This window comes from Paludisphaera soli (genome assembly GCF_011064595.1).
Classification (GTDB): domain Bacteria; phylum Planctomycetota; class Planctomycetia; order Isosphaerales; family Isosphaeraceae; genus Paludisphaera; species Paludisphaera soli.
The window spans coordinates 201,161-224,077 of the sequence record NZ_JAALJI010000009.1 but is presented as its reverse complement, the minus strand read 5'-3'; the positions used below and the strand labels follow the sequence as shown (position 1 = coordinate 224,077).

Annotated in this window: 13 protein-coding genes; 8 read left to right on the top strand and 5 right to left on the bottom strand. The window is 71.6% G+C overall.

Annotation, left to right across the window (positions count from 1 at the left end):
* Positions 1 to 4 precede the first annotated feature (4 nt).
* The 3 genes from G6O68_RS14310 to G6O68_RS14300 all read right to left on the bottom strand — a co-directional run bounded on the left by G6O68_RS14310 (position 5) and on the right by G6O68_RS14300 (position 4,267).
* The gene (locus G6O68_RS14310) at positions 5 to 1,723 is read right to left on the bottom strand and encodes an NAD-dependent malic enzyme (protein WP_165248879.1); all 1,719 of its coding nucleotides are present in this window, start codon (positions 1,721 to 1,723) and stop codon (positions 5 to 7) included.
* A gap of 84 nt (positions 1,724 to 1,807) precedes the next feature.
* The gene (locus G6O68_RS14305; protein ID WP_165248877.1) at positions 1,808 to 2,977 is read right to left on the bottom strand and encodes a Gfo/Idh/MocA family protein; all 1,170 of its coding nucleotides are present in this window, start codon (positions 2,975 to 2,977) and stop codon (positions 1,808 to 1,810) included.
* A 108-nt stretch (positions 2,978 to 3,085) separates the two neighbouring features.
* Positions 3,086 to 4,267, bottom strand: coding sequence for a Gfo/Idh/MocA family protein (locus tag G6O68_RS14300; protein ID WP_165248875.1), 1,182 nt, complete (start codon positions 4,265 to 4,267; stop codon positions 3,086 to 3,088).
* A 298-nt stretch (positions 4,268 to 4,565) separates the two neighbouring features.
* Between G6O68_RS14300 and G6O68_RS14295 the strand changes: the two genes are divergently transcribed.
* The 7 genes from G6O68_RS14295 to G6O68_RS14265 all read left to right on the top strand — a co-directional run bounded on the left by G6O68_RS14295 (position 4,566) and on the right by G6O68_RS14265 (position 15,691).
* On the top strand, positions 4,566 to 5,333 hold the full coding sequence (locus tag G6O68_RS14295) for a YkgJ family cysteine cluster protein (protein WP_165248873.1): 768 nt from the start codon (positions 4,566 to 4,568) through the stop codon (positions 5,331 to 5,333).
* Positions 5,334 to 5,463: 130 nt separating this feature from the next.
* The gene (locus tag G6O68_RS14290; RefSeq protein WP_165248871.1) at positions 5,464 to 6,627 is read left to right on the top strand and encodes a Gfo/Idh/MocA family protein; all 1,164 of its coding nucleotides are present in this window, start codon (positions 5,464 to 5,466) and stop codon (positions 6,625 to 6,627) included.
* 28 nt (positions 6,628 to 6,655) lie between these two features.
* Positions 6,656 to 7,126: a nickel-responsive transcriptional regulator NikR gene (gene nikR, locus G6O68_RS14285; RefSeq protein WP_165248869.1), complete on the top strand. Its 471-nt coding sequence runs from the start codon at positions 6,656 to 6,658 to the stop codon at positions 7,124 to 7,126.
* A 165-nt stretch (positions 7,127 to 7,291) separates the two neighbouring features.
* Positions 7,292 to 7,615, top strand: a complete 324-nt coding sequence (locus tag G6O68_RS14280) for a 2Fe-2S iron-sulfur cluster-binding protein (RefSeq protein ID WP_165248867.1) — start codon at positions 7,292 to 7,294, stop codon at positions 7,613 to 7,615.
* A gap of 55 nt (positions 7,616 to 7,670) precedes the next feature.
* Positions 7,671 to 10,487, top strand: a complete 2,817-nt coding sequence (locus G6O68_RS14275; RefSeq protein WP_165248865.1) for a M16 family metallopeptidase — start codon at positions 7,671 to 7,673, stop codon at positions 10,485 to 10,487.
* A gap of 122 nt (positions 10,488 to 10,609) precedes the next feature.
* Positions 10,610 to 11,935, top strand: a complete 1,326-nt coding sequence (locus G6O68_RS14270) for a dicarboxylate/amino acid:cation symporter (RefSeq protein WP_240911179.1) — start codon at positions 10,610 to 10,612, stop codon at positions 11,933 to 11,935.
* Between the two features lie 159 nt (positions 11,936 to 12,094).
* Positions 12,095 to 15,691: an Ig-like domain repeat protein gene (locus G6O68_RS14265; RefSeq protein WP_165248863.1), complete on the top strand. Its 3,597-nt coding sequence runs from the start codon at positions 12,095 to 12,097 to the stop codon at positions 15,689 to 15,691.
* 30 nt (positions 15,692 to 15,721) lie between these two features.
* Here the strand turns inward: G6O68_RS14265 and G6O68_RS14260 are convergent, their stop codons facing one another.
* Both G6O68_RS14260 and G6O68_RS14255 read right to left on the bottom strand, forming a co-directional pair.
* A complete protein-coding gene (locus tag G6O68_RS14260) occupies positions 15,722 to 16,744 on the bottom strand; it encodes a S66 peptidase family protein (RefSeq protein ID WP_165248861.1) in 1,023 nt (340 codons plus the stop codon).
* A gap of 75 nt (positions 16,745 to 16,819) precedes the next feature.
* Complete coding sequence (locus tag G6O68_RS14255; protein ID WP_165248859.1) at positions 16,820 to 18,334, bottom strand: N,N-dimethylformamidase beta subunit family domain-containing protein; 1,515 nt, start codon at positions 18,332 to 18,334, stop codon at positions 16,820 to 16,822.
* 609 nt (positions 18,335 to 18,943) lie between these two features.
* On the opposite strand from G6O68_RS14255, the gene G6O68_RS14250 reads away from it, so the two are divergent.
* A complete protein-coding gene (locus G6O68_RS14250) occupies positions 18,944 to 22,843 on the top strand; it encodes a beta strand repeat-containing protein (protein ID WP_165248857.1) in 3,900 nt (1,299 codons plus the stop codon).
* Positions 22,844 to 22,917: the final 74 nt, after the last annotated feature.

Genomic DNA, 22,917 nt, shown 5'->3' with positions numbered 1-22,917 from the left:
GACCTCAGATCGGCTTGCGACGGATCGGAAGGTAGCGCGGCGTCCATGTCCTCGCGTCGAGGAGGGCATCCAGGTCGTCGGATGGCCCGAACCTCGTCGCCAGCCCCTCGTCACGCGCCGCCAGGGCGACGGCGCGGGCGATCGCGCGGGAGATCCGCCGCGCGTCCGTCAGGGGGGGGAGCACGGCCCCGCGGGGGTCGTGCGACGCCGGCGAGGCTTCGGCCAGCGCCCGGGCCGCCGCCATGAACATGCCGTCGCTGACCCGCCGGGCCCCCGAGGCGAGCACCCCCAGGCCCATCCCCGGGAAGATGTACGAGTTGTTGCACTGGGCGATCGGGTACGTCCGGCCGCCATGCTCGACGGCCGTGAACGGCGACCCGGTGGCGATCAAGGCCCGGCCGTCGGTCCAGGCGATGAGGTCGGCGGGCGTGGCCTCGACGCGCGACGTGGGGTTCGAGAGCGGGAAGATGATCGGGCGATCGACCTGGGAGTCCATCGTCCGGACCACCTCCTCCGTGAACGCCCCCGGCTGGGCGGAGACGCCGATGAGCACGGTCGGCCGGGCCCGCTTCACCACGTCCAGCAGGCCGATCGACGGGCCGGAGCCGGAGTTCCAGCCCGCGACGCGGGCGTGCGGCTGGGCGAGCCTGCTCTGGAAGTCGCGCAGGCCGTCCATCGCGTCGTGGATCAGGCCGGCGCGGTCGATCATGAAGAAGCGGCCGCGGGCCTCGGCCTCGGTCATCCCTTCCGCCTTCATCGTCGCGACGAGTTGCTCGGCGATGCCGCAACCGGCCGAGCCCGCCCCCAGGACCGCGACCCGCTGATCGCGGAGCGCGCCGCCCGAACCGGCCACGGCCGCCAGCAAGGCACCGGTGGTCACGGCGGCCGTCCCCTGGATGTCATCGTTGAACGTGCAGAGCTGGTCGCGGTAGCGTTCCAGCAGCGGCCCGGCGTGGGGCTGGGCGAAGTCCTCCCACTGGAGCAGGACGTTCGGGAAGCGTCGCCGGACGGCCTGGACGAACGCGTCGACGAAGGCGTCGTACTCTGCGCCGTCGACCCGTCGGCTCCGCCAGCCGATGTAGAGCGGGTCGTCCAGGCGTTCCTGGTTGTTCGTCCCCACGTCGAGCACGATGGGCAGGGTCGTGGCCGGGTGGATCCCCGCGCAGGCGGTGTACAACGAGAGTTTGCCGATGGGGATGCCCATCCCGCCGGCGCCCTGGTCGCCCAGGCCCAGGATGCGCTCGCCGTCGGTCACGACGATCACCTCCACGCGGGGCGAGGCCGCGTTCTCCAGGATCTCGTCGAGCTGATCGCGCTCGGCATACGACAGGAAGAGGCCCCGAGGCCGCCTCAGGATGTGGCTGAACCGCTCGCAGGCCAGGCCGACCGTCGGGGTGTAGATGATCGGCAGCATCTCGGGCAGGTGGTCGAGGATCAGCCTGTAGAAGAGGGTCTCGTTGGTGTCCTGCAAGGCCCGGAGATAGATGTGGCGTTCCAGGTCGGTGGTCTTGTCTCCGTACGCCTGGTAGGCGCGATCGAGCTGCTCTTCGAGGGTCTCCTCGTGCGGCGGCAAGAGCCCGAGCAGCCCCAGCTCGCGCCGCTCGGCGGCGGTGAAGGCGGTCCCCTTGTTCAGCAGGGGGCGTTCGAGGAGCAGGTGGCCGCCGAACGGCACCTCGATCTCCTCGGCCCCGATCGCCGCCTCCAGCGCCGCCTGAATATCCATCGACTTCCCTCGGGACGCCTCGCGTGCGATCTGGCGTGAGCGGGCCGCCCCCGGCGAGGGGGGCGGCCCGGCTCGTTCGGTCGGTCAGGCCACGGTGACCCAGTTGCGGGCCTTGGCGGACTGAGCGATGGCCTCGCAGATGCGGACCTCGCGGTCGCCTTCGGCGAACGTGGGGAAGTTGGGTTTGCCCTGGCAGCCGCCCTGGATGTAGGTGTAGAAGGCCAGGTCGAGCTGCTTGAAGGCGTCGGGGAAGCCCTCGGCGTGGCCGCCGGGGTAGTGGCTGAAGTTCCCGGCCTCAGGGCTCAGGATTGCCGGGTCGCGGTTCATGAGCTGGTTCGGGGCGCCACGGCGGCCCAGCCAGAGCAGCTCGGGCGACTCGCTGTCCCACACCATCGAGCCCTCGGTGCCGCAGATCTCCAGGTAGAGGCGGTTCTTGCGGCCGCCGTGCATCTGGTTGACGTAGAAGACGCCGCGCGCCCCCTGCGACAGGTGGAGCATGACCGCGCCGTAGTCCTCGGTTGTGATCTTCACGGCCTCGGACGCCTTCTTGGTGGCGTTGGGGCCGGAGTAGGTCTCGGCGCCGCCGATCGGGCGGTTGCGCTCGGGGTGGAACGTGGCGAGGTCGGCGTTGACCGACTCGATGTGCCGGCCGGTGATGAACTGGGCGAGGTCCATCCAGTGGGTGCCGATGTCGGCGATGGCCCGGAGGTTGGTGTGGCCGTCGGGCTCGACCCGCCAGTTGTAGTCGTCGACCAGGAGCAGCCAGTCCTGGGTATACGAGCCGGCGACGGAGATGATGCGGCCGAGGTCGCCGCGGGCGACACGGGCGTGCATCTCCTGGGCGAGCGGGTAGAACCGCAGGTTGTAGTTCACGCCGGCCGCCTGGTTCGGGCGGCTCGCGGCGAGCTTCACCAGCTCGGCCGACTCGTTCGAGCTGACCGACAGGGGCTTCTCGCAGAGGACGTGCTTTCCGGCCTCGAGCGCCATCTTGGCGTGCTTGAAGTGGATGTCGTTCGGCGAGGCCAGGTGGACCGCGCCGATCTCGGGGTCGGCGAGGACCTCCTCGATCGTGTTGTAGACCTTGGGGATGCCCAGCTTCTCGGCCTGGGGGCGGGCCTTCTCGGGGCTGATGTCGAGCAGGCCGGCGACGTGGACGCCGATCCGGCGCAGGGCCTCGGCGTGGACGGGGCCGATGAAGCCGCCGCCGATCAGGGCGACCTTGGGGGGGTTGGAAAGGACGTAGGGAGCGCCCATCGCAGGATTCCTCTCGCTTCGCTCTCGACGCGGCCGGTCACGGTCGCCGGCCGCGTCGTTCGGGTGGTGGGGTCGGGGGTGCGGGTCGGGACGGCCGGATCGGGTCGGTCACTTCACCTCGTCGAGCGTCACCGGTCGGCGCTCGACGGCGGAGATCATCGCGGCTTCCAGGACGCGCTGGGTCTGATAGGCGTCCTCGAAGTCGGGGATCGGGACGACCGGCTCCTGGCCGCCCAGCACGCGGAGGATGTCATACGCCTGGTTGGTGAAGCCGTGCTCGTAGCCCAGGACGTGGGCGTCGGGCCACCAGTTCTCGGCGTAGGGGTGGTCGCCGCCGTGGGTGCACATGATGGTCGTCCAGCCCTGGACGACGCGGGGGCGGGTGGCGTCGTAGTATTGCAGCTCGTTCATGCGTTCGAAGTCGAACTTGAGCGCGCCCTTGGAGCCGTTGATCTCGAAGCCGTTGCGGTTCTGGTTGCCGGTCGCCTGGCGGGCGGCCTCGAACGAGGCCACGCCGCCGCCGGAGAGCCGCGAGAGGAACAGCACGGCGTCGTCGACCGTCACCGGGCCGGTCTTGTCGGCCCCGCCGACCCCCGCGGCGATCCCGCCGGCCGTGGGGCCGGTCATGAGCTTGCGCTCCTTGATGAACGTCTCGGCGATGGCGCCGGCGATCTCGGTGACCTCCTCGCCGGTCACGAAGCGGACCATGTCGATGATGTGGGCGTTCAGGTCGCCGTGCGAGCCCGCGCCGGAGCCTTCCTTCTGGAACCGCCAGATCAGCGGGATCGACTCGTCCGCCCAGTCCTGCAGGTAGAACGCCCGGGCGTGGCGGATCGTCCCCAGCGCGCCCGACTTCACCAGGTTGTAGGCGGTGGCGACGGCCGGGCATCGGCGGTAGTTGTACCAGACGAAGGTCTTCGCGCCGGCTTCCTTCGCGGCCGCGACCATCAGCCGACCTTCCTCGATCGTCCGCGAGATCGGCTTCTCGCAGGCGACGCTCTTGCCGGCCTTCAGCGCGGCGAGGGCGACCTCGGCGTGCATGTTGTTCGGCGTGACGACGTCGACCAGGTCGATCGCCGGGTCGGCGACGGTCGCCTGCCAGTCGGTCGAGGCGTTCCGCCAGCCCCAGGTCTTCGCGAACTCCGCCGCCGCTTCGGCGTTGCGGCCGAAGACCGTGTGCATGGCCGCCTGGACCGGCGGCTTGAAGAACCGGGGGACCTGCGACCACGCGTTGGAGTGCGTCCGCCCCATGAAGCCCTGGCCGATCATGGCCACGCTGATCTCACGCATGAGTTACCCTCGACGAACGACGGACGGGAGGACCGACGGCCCGCGAGAGGGACGCCGGCGATGTGCACGAATGGAGGCCGGTCCGGGCGTCCGGGGACCGCCCGGCGGCGGGGCGGTCGGCCGCCTCGCACGATCCCGAGACCCCGGCGGCCCGCGACGATGCAGGCCAATATAGCCGTCCTCCCGGGGCCGTCCAAGGGCCGACCGCCGACCGCCGCGTCACTCGCCCGGCCCGAGGCCGTACGACTTCTTCGGGCGTTCGGATCGATCCGGGACGAGGCTGTTCGGAGATCGGCTCATGGCGGCGAACCAGACGGCGCGGATCGGATTGCAGCTCCCGGCGGGGCGGATCGACCTGGAGGTCACCGCCCCCGACGGCGACGTCCCCGTCGACCGCGTGCTCCCCCTGGCCCGCGCGCTCGCGGACAAGGTGGTCGAGCTGACCGTGCTGGAGGTGGAATCGCGGGGCCGCTCGATCTCGTGCCGGGCCGGCTGCGGCGCCTGCTGCCGCCAGCTCGTGCCGATCGGCGCGGCCGAGGCCCGCGGGCTCTCCGAACTGGTCGCGTCGATGCCCGAGCCCAGGCGGGCCGAAATCCGACGGCGGTTCGACGAGGCCCTCCGCCGCCTCGACGAAGCCGGCGTGCTCGCCGACCTGCACCGCCGCGACGCCTGGGACGCCGACGACCGGCGTCGCGTCGGCCTGGGGTACTTCGACGCGGGCGTCGCCTGCCCGTTCCTGGAAGCCGAGTCGTGCTCGATCCACCCCGATCGGCCGATCGCCTGCCGCGAGTACCTGGTGACGTCGCCCGCCGAGAACTGCTCGCATCCCACCCCCGAGGGGATCGACGCGGTGAAGCCGCCGACCTCGGTCTGGACGGCCGCGGCGCGGCTGGAGCCCCCCGCGCCGGGCTCGCGCTCGATCCCATGGACGCCCCTGGTGCTGGCGTTGCAGCTCGCCGAGGCCGAGCCCGAGCCGCCGACGCGGCCGGCGCGGACGCTGGTGGCGGAGCTTTTCCGCAACATCTCGGGATCGCTCCAGGCGGCCGATGCCGACCGATCGGCGTGACCCGCATGCGTCACCCGACGACCCGGGTCTCCCCCTTGCGAGGCGTCCCGTCGCGCGGCTACGCTCGACGTTCCACACATGCCGGTTCGGATGGGATCGATCGAGCCCTCGACGTCGGAAGGCCGTCACGATGAAACGAAGAAAGCTGCGCGTGGGGATGGTGGGCGGCGGCGGGACCAGCAGCTTCTTCGGGGCCCCCCACCGCCGAGCGATCCTGATGGACAACACGGCGGAGTTGACCGCCGGCGCCCTCCGCAGCAAGCCCGACGACTCGATGGCGGCGGCCGAGGAGCTGTTCTTCCCGCGCGGCTACCCCGACTGGAAGACGCTCGTCGAGCGCGAGGCCGCGCTGCCCGACGACGACCGGATCGACTACCTGACGATCGTCACCCCCAACGACGCCCACGCCGGCCCCGCCGAGGCCGCCGCGACCGCGGGAATCCCGGTCCTCTGCGAGAAGCCGCTGACCACCAACCTCGACGAGGCCCGCCGGCTCCACGCCGCGGTGGAGGCCGCCGAGGTCCCGTTCGTCGTCGCGCACACCTACACCGGCTACCCCATGGTGATGTTCGCGCGCGAGCTGGTCCGCGACGGCCTGGTGGGCGAGGTTCGCAAGGTCGAGGCCTGGTATCCCCAGGGCTGGCTGGCCACGCGTCGCGAGGAGGGGGGCCACAAGCAGGCCTCGTGGCGGACCGACCCGGCGCAGGCCGGGGCCTCGGGCTGCGGCGGCGATATCGGCTCGCACGCTTACGAGTTCATCCGTTTCGTCGCCGGGCTGCACGCCACGAGGCTCTCGGCCCGGATGAAGTCCGTCGTCCCCGGCCGGGCGCTCGACGACGACTTCGCCGTCCTCGCCGAGCTGAACAACGGCGCGATCGCCACGGTGACGGCCTCGCAGATCAGCATCGGGGCCGAGAACGACAACGGCTTCCGCGTGATCGGGACCGCCGGCACGCTCCAATGGCGGCACACCCACTTCGCCCAGCTGGAGCACTTCGTCGCCGACCGTCCGGTGGCGGTGTATCGAGCCGGGGCGGACTACGGCTACATGCCGGCCTCGGTGCGGCCCTATCTGCGGATGCCCTGCGGCCACCCGGAAGGTTTCCACGAGGCGCTCGCCAACCTGCACCGGACGCTGGAGTGGACCATCCGCGGCCGTCGCGGCGAGGACGCGCCGACGCCCTTCGAACACCCCGGCATCATCGACGGCGTCGCGGTCATGGCCTTCCTCGACGCGGCCGTCGCCAGCGCCCGCGAGGACGGCGCCTGGGTCGACGTCCCGTTCTCCGGCTGAACCCGCGACGCGCGGGAAGGATCGGGTCGTGAAAGAGCCCCTCGTGCGGTTCAGCGTCGCCATCGGCGGCGAGTTGCTCCGACGCTTCGACGAATACCGCGAGCGTCACCGCTACCCCAACCGCAGCGAGGCCGTCCGCGGCCTGATGCGCGCGGCGCTCATCGACGAGGCCGTCGACGACGCGGCCGCCGACGCCATGGGGGTCGTGACGCTGATCTACGACCACCACGCCCCCCGGATCGCCAAGCGGCTGACCGACGTCCAGCACGACCACCTCGACATGGTCCTGACGACCACGCACGTCCACCTCGACCACGCCCGATGCCTGGAGGTCATCCTCCTCCGAGGCCGCGCCGCGCAGGTCCGTCGCCTGGCCGACGACCTGATCGGCACCAAGGGGGTCGAGACCGGCCGCCTCGTCCTCGCCTCCGCCGCCCCGATCACCGAAGGGCACGGGCATCCCCATCCCCACGGCCACGACCATCCGCATGCGCACTGACCAGGCCGGCGTCGCCTTCGGCCGCCGCAATCCGACGGGCCGACCCACCCCCGCCCCCGCCCCGGTCCGCCTTGCCTGCCCCGGAGGGGGTGTGGCATGATCGTTGACCGAAGTCGAAATGCGAGCAGACGAACCGCGAGACGAAGCTTCCAGGAGCCTGAGAATATGCCCACGGTGACGGTCGACGGGGAGAAGTCGTTCGAGGTCGAGCCCGGCGTCAAGCTGGTGCTGGCAATCGAGGACGCGGGGATCGACATCATGCACAAGTGCGGCGGCAACGCCCGCTGCACCACCTGCCGCGTCATGGTCCTGGCGGGCGAAGCCCCGCCGATGGGCGAAGCCGAGCGCGAGCGCCTGGAGCGCGACACCGGCTCGGCGCCCGGCTACCGCCTGGCCTGCCAGTTGCGCGTCGAGGGCGACCTGACCGTGGCCGTGCTCCAGCGGTCGTCGGTCACCGGCGTGCCGGCCGGCACCCGCCCCGCCGACTGAGGCCCCGCCCGGTCGATCGCGGACTCCCTGGCTCCCGGCCCCGAGGATCGTCGTCATGCGGCCCATCCTGTGCGCCTCGTTCGCCCTGGTCCTGTGCCTCGGGGCCGCCCCGGCCCGCTCCCAGCAGGCCCCGCCGGCGGCCAGGGAGCACGAGGTCCCGGCGCTCGCCGTCGAGAAGTACACGCTCCCCAACGGCCTCACGGTGCTGCTCCACGAGGACCGCAAGACGCCCGTCGCGGCGGTCCACCTCTGGTACAAGGTCGGCTCGAAGGACGAGAAGCCCGGCCGCACCGGGTTCGCCCACCTGTTCGAGCACCTGATGTTCCAGGGCTCGAAGCACCACGACCGCGACTACTTCGAGCCCCTGGAACAGCTCGGCGCCGAGATCAACGGCAACACCACCGAAGACCGCACGGTCTACTTCGAGTCGGTCCCCAGCAACGCGACCGAGCTGGCGCTCTGGCTCGAAGCCGATCGCATGGGCTTCCTGATCCCGGCGATGACCCCGGCGAAGCTCGACAACCAGCGCGACGTCGTCAAGAACGAGCGACGGGAGTCCGTGGAGAACGTCCCGTACGGGATGGCCGACGAGGCCTTGCGGCGGGCGCTCTACCCCGAAGGCCATCCCTACCGACACGAGGTCGTCGGCTCGATGGCCGACCTGTCGGCGGCGAGCCTGGACGACGTCTCGGCCTTCTTCCGGACGTACTACGCCCCCGACAACGCGATCCTCTGCGTCGCCGGGGACATCGACAAGGCCCAGGTCAGAACCTGGATCGAGAAGATGTTCGGCCCGATCCCGAAGGGGCCGGCCGTCGAGCGCCCGAAGCCCTCGGCGCCGAAGCTGGACGGGCCGAAGCGGATCACGCAGACCGACCGCGTCTCGCTCCCCCGCGCCCAGCTCGTCTGGCCGACCGTGCCGAGCCACCACCCCGACGAGCCCGCGCTCGACGTGCTGGCGTCGGTCCTGGGGGGGCTCGACAAGGAGAACCGGCTCTACCGGGCCCTGATGCACGACCGCAGGCTCGCCGCCGAGGTCGGCGCTCAGCATCCGACGCTCAACCTGGCCGGCACCTTCGAGGTCGACCTGCTCGCGCCGCCGGGGGGCGGGCTGGACGAGATCGTCGCGATCGCCCGCGAGGAGATCGAACGCCTCAAACGCGACGGGCCGACGCCCGAAGAGGTGGCCAAGAGCCGCAACGCCCGCGAGAGCGGCCTGATCCTGGGCCTCCAATCCGTCCTCACCAAGGCCGAGGTCTTCTGCCTGTACGAGGCGGTCTCGGGCGATCCGCTCGGCTATCGCGACGAGCTGCAACGCCTCTTCGCCGTCACCCCCGGCGACGTGAAGCGGGTGGCGAACCAGTACCTGACCGACGCCTTCATCCGGCTCGACGTGGTCCCCGGCCCGGCGCCCGAGCGGCCGGCCGAGGCCGAGGCCCCCCGCGCCCCGGCCTCGCCGTTCGAGCCCGTGCAGCAGGCCCGCGAGACAGAGGCCTCGACGAAGATACCCGGGGTCGGCCCGCCCCCCGAGTTCACGCCGCCCGCGTTCGAGCGACGGACGCTGTCGAACGGGCTCCCCGTCTGGATCGTCCCGAGGCGCGAGCTGCCGATCGTCACCTTCCGGCTGGTCGTCGGCGCCGGCGAGACCTCCGCGCCGACGGGCAAGGAAGGGCTCGGCTCGCTCGCGGTCGGCCTGCTCGACGCGGGGACGAAGTCCCGGGACTCGTTCCAGATCGCCGGCGACCTGGCGGAGATCGGCGCGAGCCTGGAGCTGACCTGCGGCCTGGAGTGGAGCGCGGCGGGGGTCACCGCCCTGCTCCGTCACAGCGACCGCGCGCTGGACGTCTACGCCGACGCGGTCCTGAACCCGACGTTCCCCCAGGACGAGGTCGACCGCCGCAAGCTCCTCCGCCTGGCCGACATCGAATCCCGCCGCGACTCCGCCGACGAGGTGGCCGAGGACCTGTTCCGCAAGCTCCTGTTCGGCGGAACGCATCCCTACGGACGGGCCCAACTCGGGACGCAGGCGACGGTCGAATCGATCACCCGCGCGGACGTCGCGGCCTTCCATGACGCCCACTTCACGCCCACGGCCGCCACCATGATCGTCGTCGGCGACGTCGAGCCCGACGCGATCGCCGCCACGCTGGAGGCCCGCTTCGGCGGCTGGAAGCCCCGCCCTGCCCCGCCGAAGGTCGCGCCCGGGCCCCCCGCGGCGACGCCCGCCGGCGCCGTGTTCGTGGTCGACAAGCCCGGCGCGGCGCAGTCGGTGCTGGCGGTCGGCCGGCTGGGCGTGGAGCGGAAGTCGCCCGAGGTCCCGGCGCTGGGCGTCCTGAACGCGATCGTCGGCGGCCAGTTCTCCAGCCGGCTGAACATGAATCTGCGCGAGGACAAGGGCTACAGCTACGGCGTCGGGTCGGAGTTCCGGTCGCTCCGGGCGCCGGGCTGGTTCGAGGTCCGGGGCTCGGTCCAGACGGACGTCACCCGAGAGTCGCTCCTGGAGATCCGCCGCGAGCTGGCCGACCTGCACGGGCCGAGCCCGATCACGGAGATCGAGGTCGAATCCGCCAAGCGACGCACCGCCTACGGCTTCCCCGGTCGCTTCGAGAGCACGTTCGACGTGGCCGACCAGCTCTCCGCGATCGCCGCCTACGACCTCCCCGACGATCACCTGGCGACCTACCTCCGCCGCATCGAGGCGGTGAAGCTCGATCAGATCCGGAGGATGGCCGACGACTACCTGAAGCCCGACTCCATGACCACGGTGATCGTCGGCGAGCGGGCCGTCATCGAGCCCGAGCTTCGGAAGCTCCCCGACGCCGCGGCGGTCCGCCACGTCGACGAGGACGGGGAGCCGGTCGAGAAGCCGTAGGGGACGAAGGGGGAACGTCGCGCCCTCGCGATCACGCCGGCGAAAGGGCATAATCGTCGGTCCTCTCCTTCGGACGAGACCCGCCAGCCCCCTGGCGCCGACCCGCCTTCCCGGAGCCCCCGATGCCGAGCGAGAACGACTTCGACGCCCCGCCCGAGCCCTTCACGGACCCGAACCTCGACCCGATGTTCGGGGCCCCGCCGGTCGAGGACGAGCCCGAAAGCCGGCCGGGCGGGCTGCCGCTCTACGTCTGGGTCGTCATGGCGGTGGGGATCGCGATCCCGATCGGGCTGGCCTGGGGCGAAGGGGCCCGGGCGCTCGAACTGCTCCCCAACCTCATCATGCGGGCCCTCACGGCGCTCGCCGCCCCGCTGGTCGTCATGGCGATCCTCCACGCGATCGTCACGAACGACATCCGGGGCCGGCAGGGCGCGATGATGATGTTCCTGTACCTGATCAACACGATCGTCGCCATGCTGATCGGCCTGGGCCTGTCGAACCTGATCCGGCCGGGGCTGGGGGCGTCGCTCGGCGACGCGGGGGGCTCGGCGGCCCCGATCGCGCAGAAGTCGGCGAGCGAGCTGGTCGTGGAGCTGATCCCGCGCAGCATCGGCGAGGCGTTCGCCACCAACAACATCGCCCAGCTCGTCGTCCTGACGCTGGCCCTGGGCATCGGCCTGGTCAAGATCCGCAACGCCCACCGCGAGGCCGGCAGGGAGGAGTTCCAGACGGTCGTGAACCTGCTCTCCATCGGCTTCGAGCTGCTGATGAAGGTCCTTTTGTGGGTGGTGGCGCTCGTCCCCTTCGCGGTGCTGGGCGTGGTGGCGTCGCGCGTCGGCCAGCCCGACGGCATGCGGATCTTCCTGTCCCTGATCTGGCTGATCCTGGTGGTGGTCCTCGGGCTGGGCTGCCAGGTCTGCTGGTACCTGCTCCAGATGGCGGTCTTCGCCCGGATGTCCCCCCTGCGTTTCCTGGGGGGGGCGGCCGACGTGATGGCCAACACCTTCAGCACCGCGAGCACGGCGGCCACCATCCCGATCACGCTGAAGTCGCTGGGGCGCATGGGCGTCTCGCGGCAGTCCAGCCAGCTCTGCGCGTGCATCGGGACCAATTTCAACAACGACGGCACGGCGCTCTACCAGGCGACCGCCGCGCTCTTCATGGCCCAGGCGCTCGGCTTCACGCTGAGCCTGACCGACCAGATCCTCGTCGTGATGACGACCCTCGTCGCCAGCGTCGGGGCCGGCGGCATCCCCTCAGGGAGCTTCGTGACCATGCCCCTGATCTTCGCCGCCGTCCGCCTGCCGGCCGACAAGATCCCCATCCTCCTGACGATCGACTGGTTCCTGGACCGCTGCCGGACCACCTCGAACGTCCTCGGCGACATGACCGTCGCCGTCCTCCTCGACAAGATCGCCCCCCCCGGCGCGGAGCCGGCCGAGGCCTGATCGGGAGGCCCGAAGGGCATTCCGATGGAATTCGGAAACGTGCCCGCGATCCCCTGGACGACGCCCGGCATGGTTGCATAATAGTCCCGACGGGCTCGACGAGAATCCGACCCGGAATGGACCCCGAGCCGCGACCCCTCTCGACATCAGGGATGCTGCATGATCGTCCACTGGAACGCGGGCGCGAGCCCCGCCGCCGCGCCCGCCTCGAAGCCCCGCCGAGTCGGCCCTCGTCGCCGCCCTTCGCTCCGGCCGTGTCCCGAGCTGTTGGAGGGCCGGCTGGTCCTGGACTCGGGGGCCGGGTGGTCGGCTCTGGCGGGCGGTTCGCTGCCGCCGGCGCAATTCTCGTCGCCGGCGACCAGCACCTACGTCCAGGAGGCCAGGCTCACCTCTCCTGTCGCCGGCGACGAGCTGAACTACGGGTGGGGCATGTCGCTGACGTCCGACGGCGAGACCTTGGCGATCGGCGCGCCCGGGGAGGACTCCATGCCGGGGGCTGTCTACGTCTATACGCGAGGCGATCGGGTCTGGACCGAGACCGCCAGGCTCGCGATGCCGGAGGGAGTCCCGGGCCATCGGTTCGGCCAGGGCGTCGCGATCAGCGGCGACGGGAGCACCCTCGCGGTCACGTCCCGCGTGGGCGAGTGGGCGACCGGGGGGGCGTCGCTCCATATCTACTCGCGGTCCGAGTCCGGCTGGAACTTGTCGCAGACGATCACGCTCGAGGCCAGCTACGGGTTCGGCGGCTGGCTGTCGATCAGCGACGACGGGGGCGTCGTCGCGGGCGGGGCGGCTTTCTTCAATTCCGCGGCAGGTGCAGCCTACGTCTTCTCGCGGGTGAACGGAGTGTACGCGATGGAGCCCCCGATCCTGGCGCCCGACGGGTCGCCTGGTGATTGGCTCGGCGAGCCGGCCGCGCTGAGCGGCGACGGCCGGCTGCTGGTCCTCGGTTCGGCTTATCGCACCGCGGGAGGGGTCGGTCGGGGAGCGATCTACGTCTACGAGAGGTCGGAAAGCGGCTGGAATCACACGGCCACGCTGAGCGCGACGCCAGGGGTCACCACCGGCCTGAGGGTCGCGGTCAACGGCGACGGCTCGGTGCTCCTCGCCCGTGAGCGGACGGAAGGCGAAGCCGGGCCGATCGACGCCGGGGTCGTCTACACCAAATCAGGATCGACCTGGAGCCGATCCGCCGAGTTGATCGATCCCGAGCCCGCACCGGGCGACGTTTACGGCGATTGGGTCGCGCTCAGCCCTGATGGCCTGACGGCTTTCCTCGGCGCCCCTCAGCGAAAGTCGACCGAGGGCGTGCCCGCGGGGGCCGCTTACGTCTTCTCCAGGACGGGGGCGACGTGGGAGCAGGTGGGCCGGTTCGCCGACCCCGCCGGCAAAGCCCTCGACCGTTTCGGCATGGGTGCGACGATTCGCGGCAGGACCATCGTCGTCTCGTCGCCGAACGCCGACGACGGCGCCTCCACGGATCAAGGCGCCGTCTTCGTCTACCACCTGCCCGACGGCCTCGAGGTGGCGACCGATCCCGTGGACCAGGTGGGCCGCCCCTTCTCGCCCATCACGTTCTCGGCCGCCGCGGCCGGGGCCGATTCGATCGCGACCCAGTGGCAGGTGAGCGCCGACGCCGGCGCGACCTGGGCCGACGTCCCGCAGGCGACGAGTCCCTGGCTCACGTTCGTCCCGACCCTGGCGGACTCGGGGCACCTCTACCGGGCCGTCTTCACCGACGGCGGCGGCACGACCCTCGCCACCCGCGCCGCCTTGTTGACGGTCGCGAAGGCGACGCCGATCGTCACCGTCTCAGCGGACCCGACCCGGTGGAACGAGGACGCGACGTTCACCGTCCGGGTGGCGACGGACGGCTCGACCCCGCGGACGCCGGGCGGGGGCTCCGTGACCTTTCGGGCCGGCACGTTCACCGCCACGCGGCCGCTGGTCGACGGCGTCGCGACGTTCGTGGCCCCCGCGGGGACGTTCGCGCCGGGTGCCGTCCAGGCGGTAGCCAGCTACGACGGAAGCTTCGACCCGGTCTTCGTCGCGTCGAGCGGGACGCTGTCGCACTCGGTCCTGCGGGCCGTGACCTCCCTCACCCTCTCCAAGGACGTCGCCGATCCCTACTTCGGCCAGCCGATCCTTCTGACGGGGGCCATCGCCTGGACGCCCTGGAACGGATCCCCCCCGATCCGCCCGACCGGCCTCGTCTACTTCGAGCATCCCGGGCACTGGAAGCAGGGGGTCGGCCGGGTCGACACCTTCCTCGAGTTCACCGGCTCCGGCTTCAACAGTTATGCCTTCGAGCGCGAAGGCAACGTGATCGAGGCCCGATACCTGGGCGACGACTGGTTCGAGCCGTCGGTCGCCCAGCCCCTGGTCTTCGACACGACTCCGGCCCCCATCGAGTTGAACGTCTACACCGAGGCCGGGACGCTCGCGACGTTCGGCGCGACCGTCACCTACCGCGTCTCGGTCGGCGTCGATTCGTACTACCCGGTGAGCGGCGACGTGCGGGTCCTCATCGAAGACGACCACGGTAAAGTCCGCGAGCGGACGACCAGCATCGTGCAGGGTGCTCCGGGCTCGGTCCAGTTCACCGACCTGGCCGTGGGGACGAACAAGGTGACCTTCCTCTTCTCCGACGCGAACGGCAACTGGCGCCCGGCTACGGCGACGGCCTACATCGGCATCTGGAAGTCGCCGACGAACGTGTCGGTGTCCTCCTCCGACCCGGTCTCCGACGCCGGCCAAGAGGTCGTCCTCACGGCCACCGTGAGCGAGCCCAGGGTGGGGAACCTCGTCACCTCGGGGACGGTCCAGTTCTACGTCGGCGATCGGCTGGTCGCCACGTCCCCCGTGGATTCCCTCGGCAGGGCCCGGCTGACGACCTCCGCGCTCATGCCGGGGAGCTACACGATCACCGCCGTCTACCTGGGGTCGGAAAACTACCAGCCGGGTCAGTCGACCGGGCTCGCCCAGCGCGTCGAGCCGCTCCCGGTGTCACCCAAGCCGGCCACCGTCACCACGGTGACCGCCGACGCGGGTTCGAGCGTCGCGGGCCGCGAGGTGACCTTCACGGCGACCGTCGCCCGGGCGGACGGCGGGGGCGGGCCGACCTCGGGGCTCATCTCCTTTTACATTGGCGGGGCGCTGGTCGCCTATGCTCCGATCGGCGCCGACGGCCGCGCGACGCTCAGGACCTCCGCCCTGGTCCCCGGCGTCTACAGCGTGTCGGCGACGTTCCCCGAGTCGGCCGACCTCTGGGGGAGCCAGGCCGCTCCCATCACCCTGGCCGTCGCCGCGTCGGCCTCGTCTCCCCTCGCCACGTCGACCGTCCTGACCTCCACGGCCAGCCCGGCCGGAGTCGGCCAGGCGCTGGCCTTCGGCGCGCAGGTCGCCGGCCCGGCCGGTGCGCCCCGGCCGACCTCGGGGCGGGTCCGCTTCTACCTCGGCCTGGACGCGATCGCGGAACGGCCGATCGACGCGAGCGGCCGGGCGACGCTCGAAGCCCGTTTCGACGCGCCCGGCGGCTATCTGATCACGGCGGTCTACCTGGGCGCTGACGGCTTCGCGACGAGCCAGTCGGACCACCTGGGCCAGGTCGTGACCGCCCCGGTCTCGACGAGCGCCCAGGTGGTGCCTGCGACGGCCCCGGTCGTCATGGCTTGGGCCGCGCAACGGGCGTCCCGTGCGGAGCGGCTGGCGAGGCTCGCGCTGCGTCGGCCGCCCGTGATGCGGGGCCGAGCCTGATCCGGTCCCGCAGGCCGGCGGACCTCCGGCTCATTCCCCGGCCAGGGGCGATTCCAGGAGCCGGAGCGTCCCGGCCTCGGCGTCGATCTCGGAGGGCACGCCGTAAGGGAGGACGGCGTTGTGGGGGATGTGGCCGACGGGGAATCCGGCGAGGACCGGATAACCCCTGTCGGCGAAGTAGTCGCGGAAGACGGCCGCCAGTTCCACCTCTTCCGCGCCGTCGAACGCCCCCAGGACGACGCCGGCGAGGCCGTCGAGCAGCCCGGCCAGGCGCATCTGGCTGAGCATGCGGTCGACCCGGTAGGCGGCCTCGTGCGTGTCTTCGAGGAACAAGATGCGGCCCTTCGTCTCGATCTGGTAGGGCGTGCCGACCGTCGCCGCGACCAGCGAGAGATTCCCGCCGGTCAACCGCCCGGACGCCTTGCCGGGCGCGAGCCTCCTGGGCTTCTCGGACGGCGACGGGGCCGGGACCGTCAGGTCGAGCGCGGGGTCGTCGGCGTAGGTCCCGGTGCGGAGGACCCGCCAGAGGAGGTCGTTCGCGTACTTCCGCTCGCCGTCCTCCTTGTTGAGAGCGGCCAGAGGCATCGGGCCGTGGAAGGTCACCAGCCGACACTTCGCGCCGATCGCCAGGTGGAGCGCCGTGAGGTCGGAGAAGCCGAGGATGATCTTCGGGTGCTTCGCCAGCGCCTCGTAGTCGAGCCGGTCGAGGATCCGGGTCAGCCCGTAGCCGCCCCGGCAGGCGAACACGGCGCGGGCGTCGGGGTCGCGGAAGGCCTCGTTCAACTCGGCCGCCCGCTCGTCGTCGGTGCCGTCGAGGTAGAGGTAGCGCCGCTCGATGTTCTCGGGGACGACGACCTTGTACCCCCTGGCCTCGAACAGCTCGCGGCAACGCCGGACCTCCACCGCGGAGACCGGCCCGGCCGGGGCGACGAACCGGATCACGTCGCCGGGGCGGAGCGGCGCGGGCTTGCTCCACTCTTCCGAACGGGCGGCCGGACCGGCGAAGAGGCCCACGAGGAGCAATGCGGACGAGGCGAGGAGGATTCGAGGCATGGAGGCCGCCGGTCGAGGTGGATGGGGGAACGCCCGGCTGGTGGGGCGGGCGCGTGGAGGGGCGAGGCATCGGGCTCAGGGCGTGCCGCGCAGGCGTTCCAGCAGGTTCGTGGTGATCCGCTGAATGCGGGGATCGACCCCCTGGGGGCGGGTGTAGACGTCGGGCATGATGAAGCCGGGGGGGCTCGACAGGCCGGTGGCCCACCAGATGGTCGAGGCGTTGAACACGAAGTTGTTCTTGGGTCCGGGGTAGATCGTGGCCGTGTAGACGCCCTCGCCGCGGGGGCTCTTGGTCGGCCCGCTGGCGACGATCTCCAGGCCGGGGATGTCCCAGGGCTCGCCGTGCCATTCCCAGCCGACCAGGCCGCCGGCCGAATCGCCCTCTTTCATGCCCGTCCCCCGGAAGAGCCAGTGGTCGGGCTTGCGGCAGGTCCAGTCGCCGCCGCCGGTGACGGGGAAAGTGCTCTGCGCGCCGATCAGGGTGGCCTCGTTGGGGCCGTTCTTCTTGAAGAGGGCCTCCTCGGGGAACCCCTGTTCCAGTTCTTCCTTGCGAGGGGCGCCGAATCGTCCGACGCGCTCGATGATCCGGCCGGGGCGGCCGTCGCTGGACGGGTGGATGTCGACGACGCCGCAGATGCTGTTGCCGGAGAGGAAGGCCAGGTTCAGGCCGTCGTCGCGGGCCTTCTTCACGTTCTCGAACATCTCCAGCGACCAGTATTCGTCGTGGCCGATCGAGATCCAGCCCTTCGCGCGACGGAGCCCCTCGGGGTCGAGGTGGGTGTCGATGTTCGAGATGTAGGTCACGTCGTAGCCGTGCTCCTCCATCCAGAAGGCCAGGGGGAACTCCCACAGGAGCCACTCGCCCGACCCCACCGACAGCGGCGCGTCGAAGATCTGGCAGTACTTGCCGTAGGGGCGGTCGAAGCTCGTCTGGACGTCCGGGCCCCAATACCAGTTCTTCTTGCCGTCGTCGTAGAGGGCGAACTGCGAGGGCCATCGGTTGTAAGCGTTCCAGGTGTTGTCGGAGACCTGGAAGAGATAGTCGGCCTTCCGGTCGTCGCGGACGACGAAGACGACGTAGCTCTGGAGCCCTTCGCGCTCGGCCGTCAGCTTGCCGAGATACACGCCGCTGACCCAGTCCTCCGGGATCTTGAAGGAGGCGCAGGGCTCCCACAGGCACTCGCGGAGCCGCATCGGGCCGATCTCGGGGTCGGGCTGGACCTGCCCGGCGAAGCTCCCCAGCTTCTCCGCCAGCCGCGCGCCGTGGCCCTGGTAGAAGCCCATGCGGTACAGCTCGATGGTGAACCGCGAGGCCGGATTGGTGCTGACGTGGAAGGTCAGGGTCTCGCCGGGCCGGATGCTGGTGTGGGAGACGTAGCCCTCGATCGCGGGGGATCGGAAGTTCGTCTTGGGATCGACGCGGACGTTGGTGTTCATCCAGTCCCGCGTGCCGGGCCTGGCGTTCTCGGCCCGGATGCGGTCGGGGTCGGCGGGGGCGGCCGCGCGGGCGGTCGCGACGCCCGAGGCCAGGCCCGCCGCCGTCGTCGTCTTCATCCAATCGCGCCGATTCATGCCGGGAAGACGTGCCATCGCGGGACGCTCCTGAGGTTTCGTCGCCCTCGCCGCCGGGGGCCGTCCCCCCACTATGAGGCAGGCCGTGGGGCGGTCGCAACCCCGTCGCGATCGCCCGGGGTGATGCGGCCCCGAGACGCTTCGGCACCTTCCGTTGCGAAAGGTCAACGCGACACCAAGTCTGATTAAGCGTTCGGCGGCCGTCGGGAGTGGACGAATTAGGATCGCCAGGTCGCGAAGCGTGCATTTTCAGGGAGTTCGGACACGCGGCGCGAAGTCACCGAACGATCTGGGTGGAACCGGGAGTTCAAAGGATGCTAGATTGCGAAAGCCTCGCACGCGTCTCTCTCCGGTCGTGAACCACGCCTGGGACCGACAGCTCGACCCTCCGCGGCCCCGGAGCCGGGGCGGCGCCGCGATCCGCCTTCGCCATGCACACCCACGGGAATCGCCCTAATGATCTTCGATCGCAGACGTGCTCCGCAGCCGCGACCGGCCGTTTCGAGGGACTCCGTCCGCGCCTCCGAGGCGAGGCGCCGCCGCGCCCGACGGCCGGAACGGGAGCTCCTGGAAGACCGCCTGGCCCCGGCGGCGGGGGCCTGGTCGGCGATCGGGGCGACGGGGCCGATGCCGCCGGCGGCCGTCTCCACCGTCACGGCGACGACGAGCGACGCGGACCTGCCGCTGGGCCTGCAGTACGCGGCCTCCGAGGCGCTGGGCTCCGCCGATCCGTCTTACGCGCCGGCGCCCTCGGGCGCCGGCTACGTGCTGGCGAACGCGACCAACGCCTACTCGGCCTACGTGGACGCTGGCGGCCTGCGGGTGTGGGCCGACGGCGACGCGTGGTCGCTGAGCGTCGCGGGGATCGGCTACGGGTCGGCGACCCGCCCGCTGGGCGCGGCGACGGCGACGGCCGCGGCGAACCGCGTCGAGTACGACTACGGCGGCGTCACCCAGTGGTTCGTCAACGGCCCGCTCGGGCTCCAGCAGGGCTTCACCCTGGCGGAGCGGCCGGCGGGCGCGGCGGCCGGCGGGCCGCTCACCATCGACCTGGACCTGGGAGGCAGCCTGATCGCCGCCGCCGACGCCGGCGGGACGAGCGCGACGCTCGCCCGGGCCGACGGCTCCGCTTCGCTCGTCTACGGCGGCCTGATCGCCTATGACGCGACCGGCGCGGCCTTCCCCGCGACGATGACGGTGACGACCGCCGACGCGGGCCAGACGCTCTCGATCCGGGTGGACGACGCCGGGGCCCAGTATCCGCTGGTGGTCGACCCGTACGTCCAGCAAGCCAAGGTCGTCGGCTCGGTCTCGGGCAGCGTGCAGTTCTTCGGCTCGTCGGTCTCGCTGGCCGCGAGCGGCTCCCTGGCCGTGATCGGCGCCCGCAGCACGGAGGTCTCGTCGCTGTCGATCCCGGGCTCGGCGTATGTCTTCAGCCGGTCCGGCTCGTCCTGGACGCAGCGCGCCCGCCTGCTCCCGTCCGACGGGGCCCAGGGGGACGACTTCGGTGCCGCGACGGCCATCGCCGCCGACGGCGGCACCATCGTGGTGGGGGCGCGGGCCGCCGAGGTCGGCGGGAACGCGGGCCGGGGCGCGCTCTACGTCTTCACCGGGAGCGGGTCGAGCTGGACCGAGGTCCAGAAGGTCACGGCCGCCGACGGCGCCGCCGGGGACGGGCTCGGATACTCCACGTCGATCAGCGCCGACGGCGCGGTGATCGCGTCGGGGGCGGTCGGCGTGGGCGGGAACCAGGGGGCGGTCTACGTCTTCGGCAAGACGGGCTCCACCTGGTCGCAGGGCGCCAAGCTGACCGCCGGCGACGGCGCGGCCGGGGCCCTGTTCGGCTTCTCGACCGCCATCAGCGGCGACGGGACGACGGTGGTGGTCGGGGCGCCCGGCGCGTCGGTCTCCGGCCGGGCCCAGCAAGGGGCGATGTACGTCTACGCCTCGGGCGGCGGGGCGAAGCTCGTCGCCTCCGACGGCGCGGCCAACGACGGCTTCGGGACCTCGGTGACCACCAACTACGACGGCTCGATCGCCATCGCCGGCGCCCCCTACGGCGACGTGGGCGGGAACGCCGACCAGGGCTCCGCCTACGCCTACTTCCGCCTGGCGGCGGGCTGGGCCCAGTCGCAGAAGCTGACCGCCTCCGACGGCGGTGCCTTGAACGGCTACGGCGCCGCCGTCGCCCTGAGCGCCGACGGCCTGACGGCGGCGATCTCGGCCAACTTCGCCACGGTGGGCGCCAACTCCCGCCAGGGGGCCGTCTACATGCTGTCCCGGACGGGAGGGACCTTCACCCAGACGGCGAAGCTCTCGGCGTCCGACGGCGCGGCCAACGACGAGTTCGGCCTGAGCGTCGCCCTCAGCTCCGACGGCTCCACGATACTCGCCGGCGTCCCCAACAAGACGGTCAGCACCTTCTTCTTCCAAGGCGCGTCGTACTTCTTCTACCAGCAGCCGACGCTCGCGGTCGCCTCCTCGCCGTCCAGTCGGACGGCGACGATCGGCGTGGCGACCACGTTCACCGCCGCCTCCACGGGCCTCCCCGGCCGCACCGTCCAGTGGCAGGTGAGCCCCGACGGCGTCGCCTGGTCCAACATCGGCGGCGCCACGCGGACGTGGTACACCCTGACCCCGACCCTGGCCGACTCGGGCAAGCGTTACCGGGCGGTCTTCTCCGACGGAACGGGCGCCACCGCCGTCACCGTCCCGGCCACGCTGACCGTGGCCAAGGCGAGCACGTCGCTCCTCGTGACGGCCAGCGTGAACCCGAGGCAGATCGGCGACCCGCTGACGATCACGGTCGACGCCTCGGCGGCCGTGCCCGGCTCGGGCACGCCCAACGGCGGTACCGTCTCGCTCAACATCGGCCCGGTCAACTTCAGCGGCACCCTGGTCAACGGCCGGGCCGTCTTCTCCAACATCCCGGTCCTCGCCCTCGGCACCTACACCGCGACGGCCACCTACGGCGGCGCCAACGACCCGACCTTCGGCGACGCCCAGGCCACCGCCACCGTCCTGGTCGTCCGGGGCACCTCCTCGCTGACCGCCGCGGTCCCCTCCCAGCCCTCCACCGTCGGCCAGCCGGTCACGCTCACCGCCGTCCTCGGGGCCGCGGGCAACGTCTCCAACCTCGCCGGCGGCGTCATGATCCTCGACCGCGGCCAGCCGATCGCCTTCCCCCAGCTCACCGTCGCCAACGGGGTGGCCTCGGCCAGCTTCACGACCACCGCCCTGGCCGCAGGGGCCCACTTCTTCCAGTTCGTCTACCTCGGCAACCCCGAACTCTTCGCCGCCTCCACCGGCGTCTTCGAGTTCCAGGTCAACCCCGCCGCCGCCTCCAGCACGCCCGCGCCGACGAGTTCGGCCTCGACCTCGACCCCGCCCCCGGCGATCGCCTCGCCCGCCGGCCCGGTCGCGAGCGCGACGCCGGGCCCCGGCCTGTTCCTCGTCAATCCGGGGAACAAGACGGCGACCGCCGGGTCGCCGGTGACCTTCACTGCCGCGCCGACGTCCGCCTCGACCAGCTTCGCCCAGTGGCAGGTGAGCCCTGACGGGAATGCCTGGACGAACATCGTGGGCGCGAACCAGGCCTGGTACACGCTCATCCCGAGCCTGGCCGACTCCGGCAAACGCTATCGCGTGGTCTTCACGAACCTCCAGGGGACGAGCGAGACGAGCGCCCCCTCCACGCTGACCGTCGTGAGGGCGAGCACGGCGCTGACGGTCTCGCCGAGCGTGAACCCGAGGCGGATCGGCGACCCGCTGACGATCACGGTCGACGCCTCGGCGGCCGTGCCCGGCTCGGGCACGCCCAACGGCGGTACCGTCTCGCTCAACATCGGCCCGGTCAACTTCAGCGGCACCCTGGTCAACGGCCGGGCCGTCTTCTCCAACATCCCGGTCCTCGCCCTCGGCACCTACACCGCGACGGCCACCTACGGCGGCGCCAACGACCCGACCTTCGGCGACGCCCAGGCCACCGCCACCGTCCTGGTCGTCCGGGGCACCTCCTCGCTGACCGCCGCGGTCCCCTCCCAGCCCTCCACCGTCGGCCAGCCGGTCACGCTCACCGCCGTCCTCGGGGCCGCGGGCAACGTCTCCAACCTCGCCGGCGGCGTCATGATCCTCGACCGCGGCCAGCCGATCGCCTTCCCCCAGCTCACCGTCGCCAACGGGGTGGCCTCGGCCAGCTTCACGACCACCGCCCTGGCCGCAGGGGCCCACTTCTTCCAGTTCGTCTACCTCGGCAACCCCGAACTCTTCGCCGCCTCCACCGGCGTCTTCGAGTTCCAGGTCAACCCCGCCGCCGCCTCGTCGTTCGCGTCGACGACGGTCGGCGTCCCGGCCCAGTCCGCCTCCTCGTTCGCGGCGAGCCCCTCGACCGCGACGTCCGCCACGTTCGTCGAGGCGCTCGAGACCATCGACGCGTTCGAGACGACGGCCGCGTCGCGGAAGAACGGCCGGACCAACGGTTTCCCGAACGCCTCGGCCATGAGCTTCCGCCGCTTCGCCATGCGTTGAGCGAGGGCCCGGCCGCTCCAACCGAAAACCCCCGGCCCCGGACGTCGTCCCGGGCCGGGGGTTTCGCGTTTCGA

What these genes read in the sequence shown, in the direction of transcription:
- G6O68_RS14310 (WP_165248879.1), bottom strand. Translation starts at nt 1,723, where the DNA reads ATGGATATTCAGGCGGCGCTGGAGGCGGCGATCGGGGCCGAGGAGATC.
- G6O68_RS14305 (WP_165248877.1), bottom strand. Translation starts at nt 2,977, where the DNA reads ATGGGCGCTCCCTACGTCCTTTCCAACCCCCCCAAGGTCGCCCTGATC.
- G6O68_RS14300 (WP_165248875.1), bottom strand. Translation starts at nt 4,267, where the DNA reads ATGCGTGAGATCAGCGTGGCCATGATCGGCCAGGGCTTCATGGGGCGG.
- G6O68_RS14295 (WP_165248873.1), top strand. Translation starts at nt 4,566, where the DNA reads ATGGCGGCGAACCAGACGGCGCGGATCGGATTGCAGCTCCCGGCGGGG.
- G6O68_RS14290 (WP_165248871.1), top strand. Translation starts at nt 5,464, where the DNA reads ATGAAACGAAGAAAGCTGCGCGTGGGGATGGTGGGCGGCGGCGGGACC.
- G6O68_RS14280 (WP_165248867.1), top strand. Translation starts at nt 7,292, where the DNA reads ATGCCCACGGTGACGGTCGACGGGGAGAAGTCGTTCGAGGTCGAGCCC.
- G6O68_RS14275 (WP_165248865.1), top strand. Translation starts at nt 7,671, where the DNA reads ATGCGGCCCATCCTGTGCGCCTCGTTCGCCCTGGTCCTGTGCCTCGGG.
- G6O68_RS14270 (WP_240911179.1), top strand. Translation starts at nt 10,610, where the DNA reads ATGCCGAGCGAGAACGACTTCGACGCCCCGCCCGAGCCCTTCACGGAC.
- G6O68_RS14265 (WP_165248863.1), top strand. Translation starts at nt 12,095, where the DNA reads ATGATCGTCCACTGGAACGCGGGCGCGAGCCCCGCCGCCGCGCCCGCC.
- G6O68_RS14260 (WP_165248861.1), bottom strand. Translation starts at nt 16,744, where the DNA reads ATGCCTCGAATCCTCCTCGCCTCGTCCGCATTGCTCCTCGTGGGCCTC.
- G6O68_RS14255 (WP_165248859.1), bottom strand. Translation starts at nt 18,334, where the DNA reads ATGGCACGTCTTCCCGGCATGAATCGGCGCGATTGGATGAAGACGACG.
- G6O68_RS14250 (WP_165248857.1), top strand. Translation starts at nt 18,944, where the DNA reads ATGCCGCCGGCGGCCGTCTCCACCGTCACGGCGACGACGAGCGACGCG.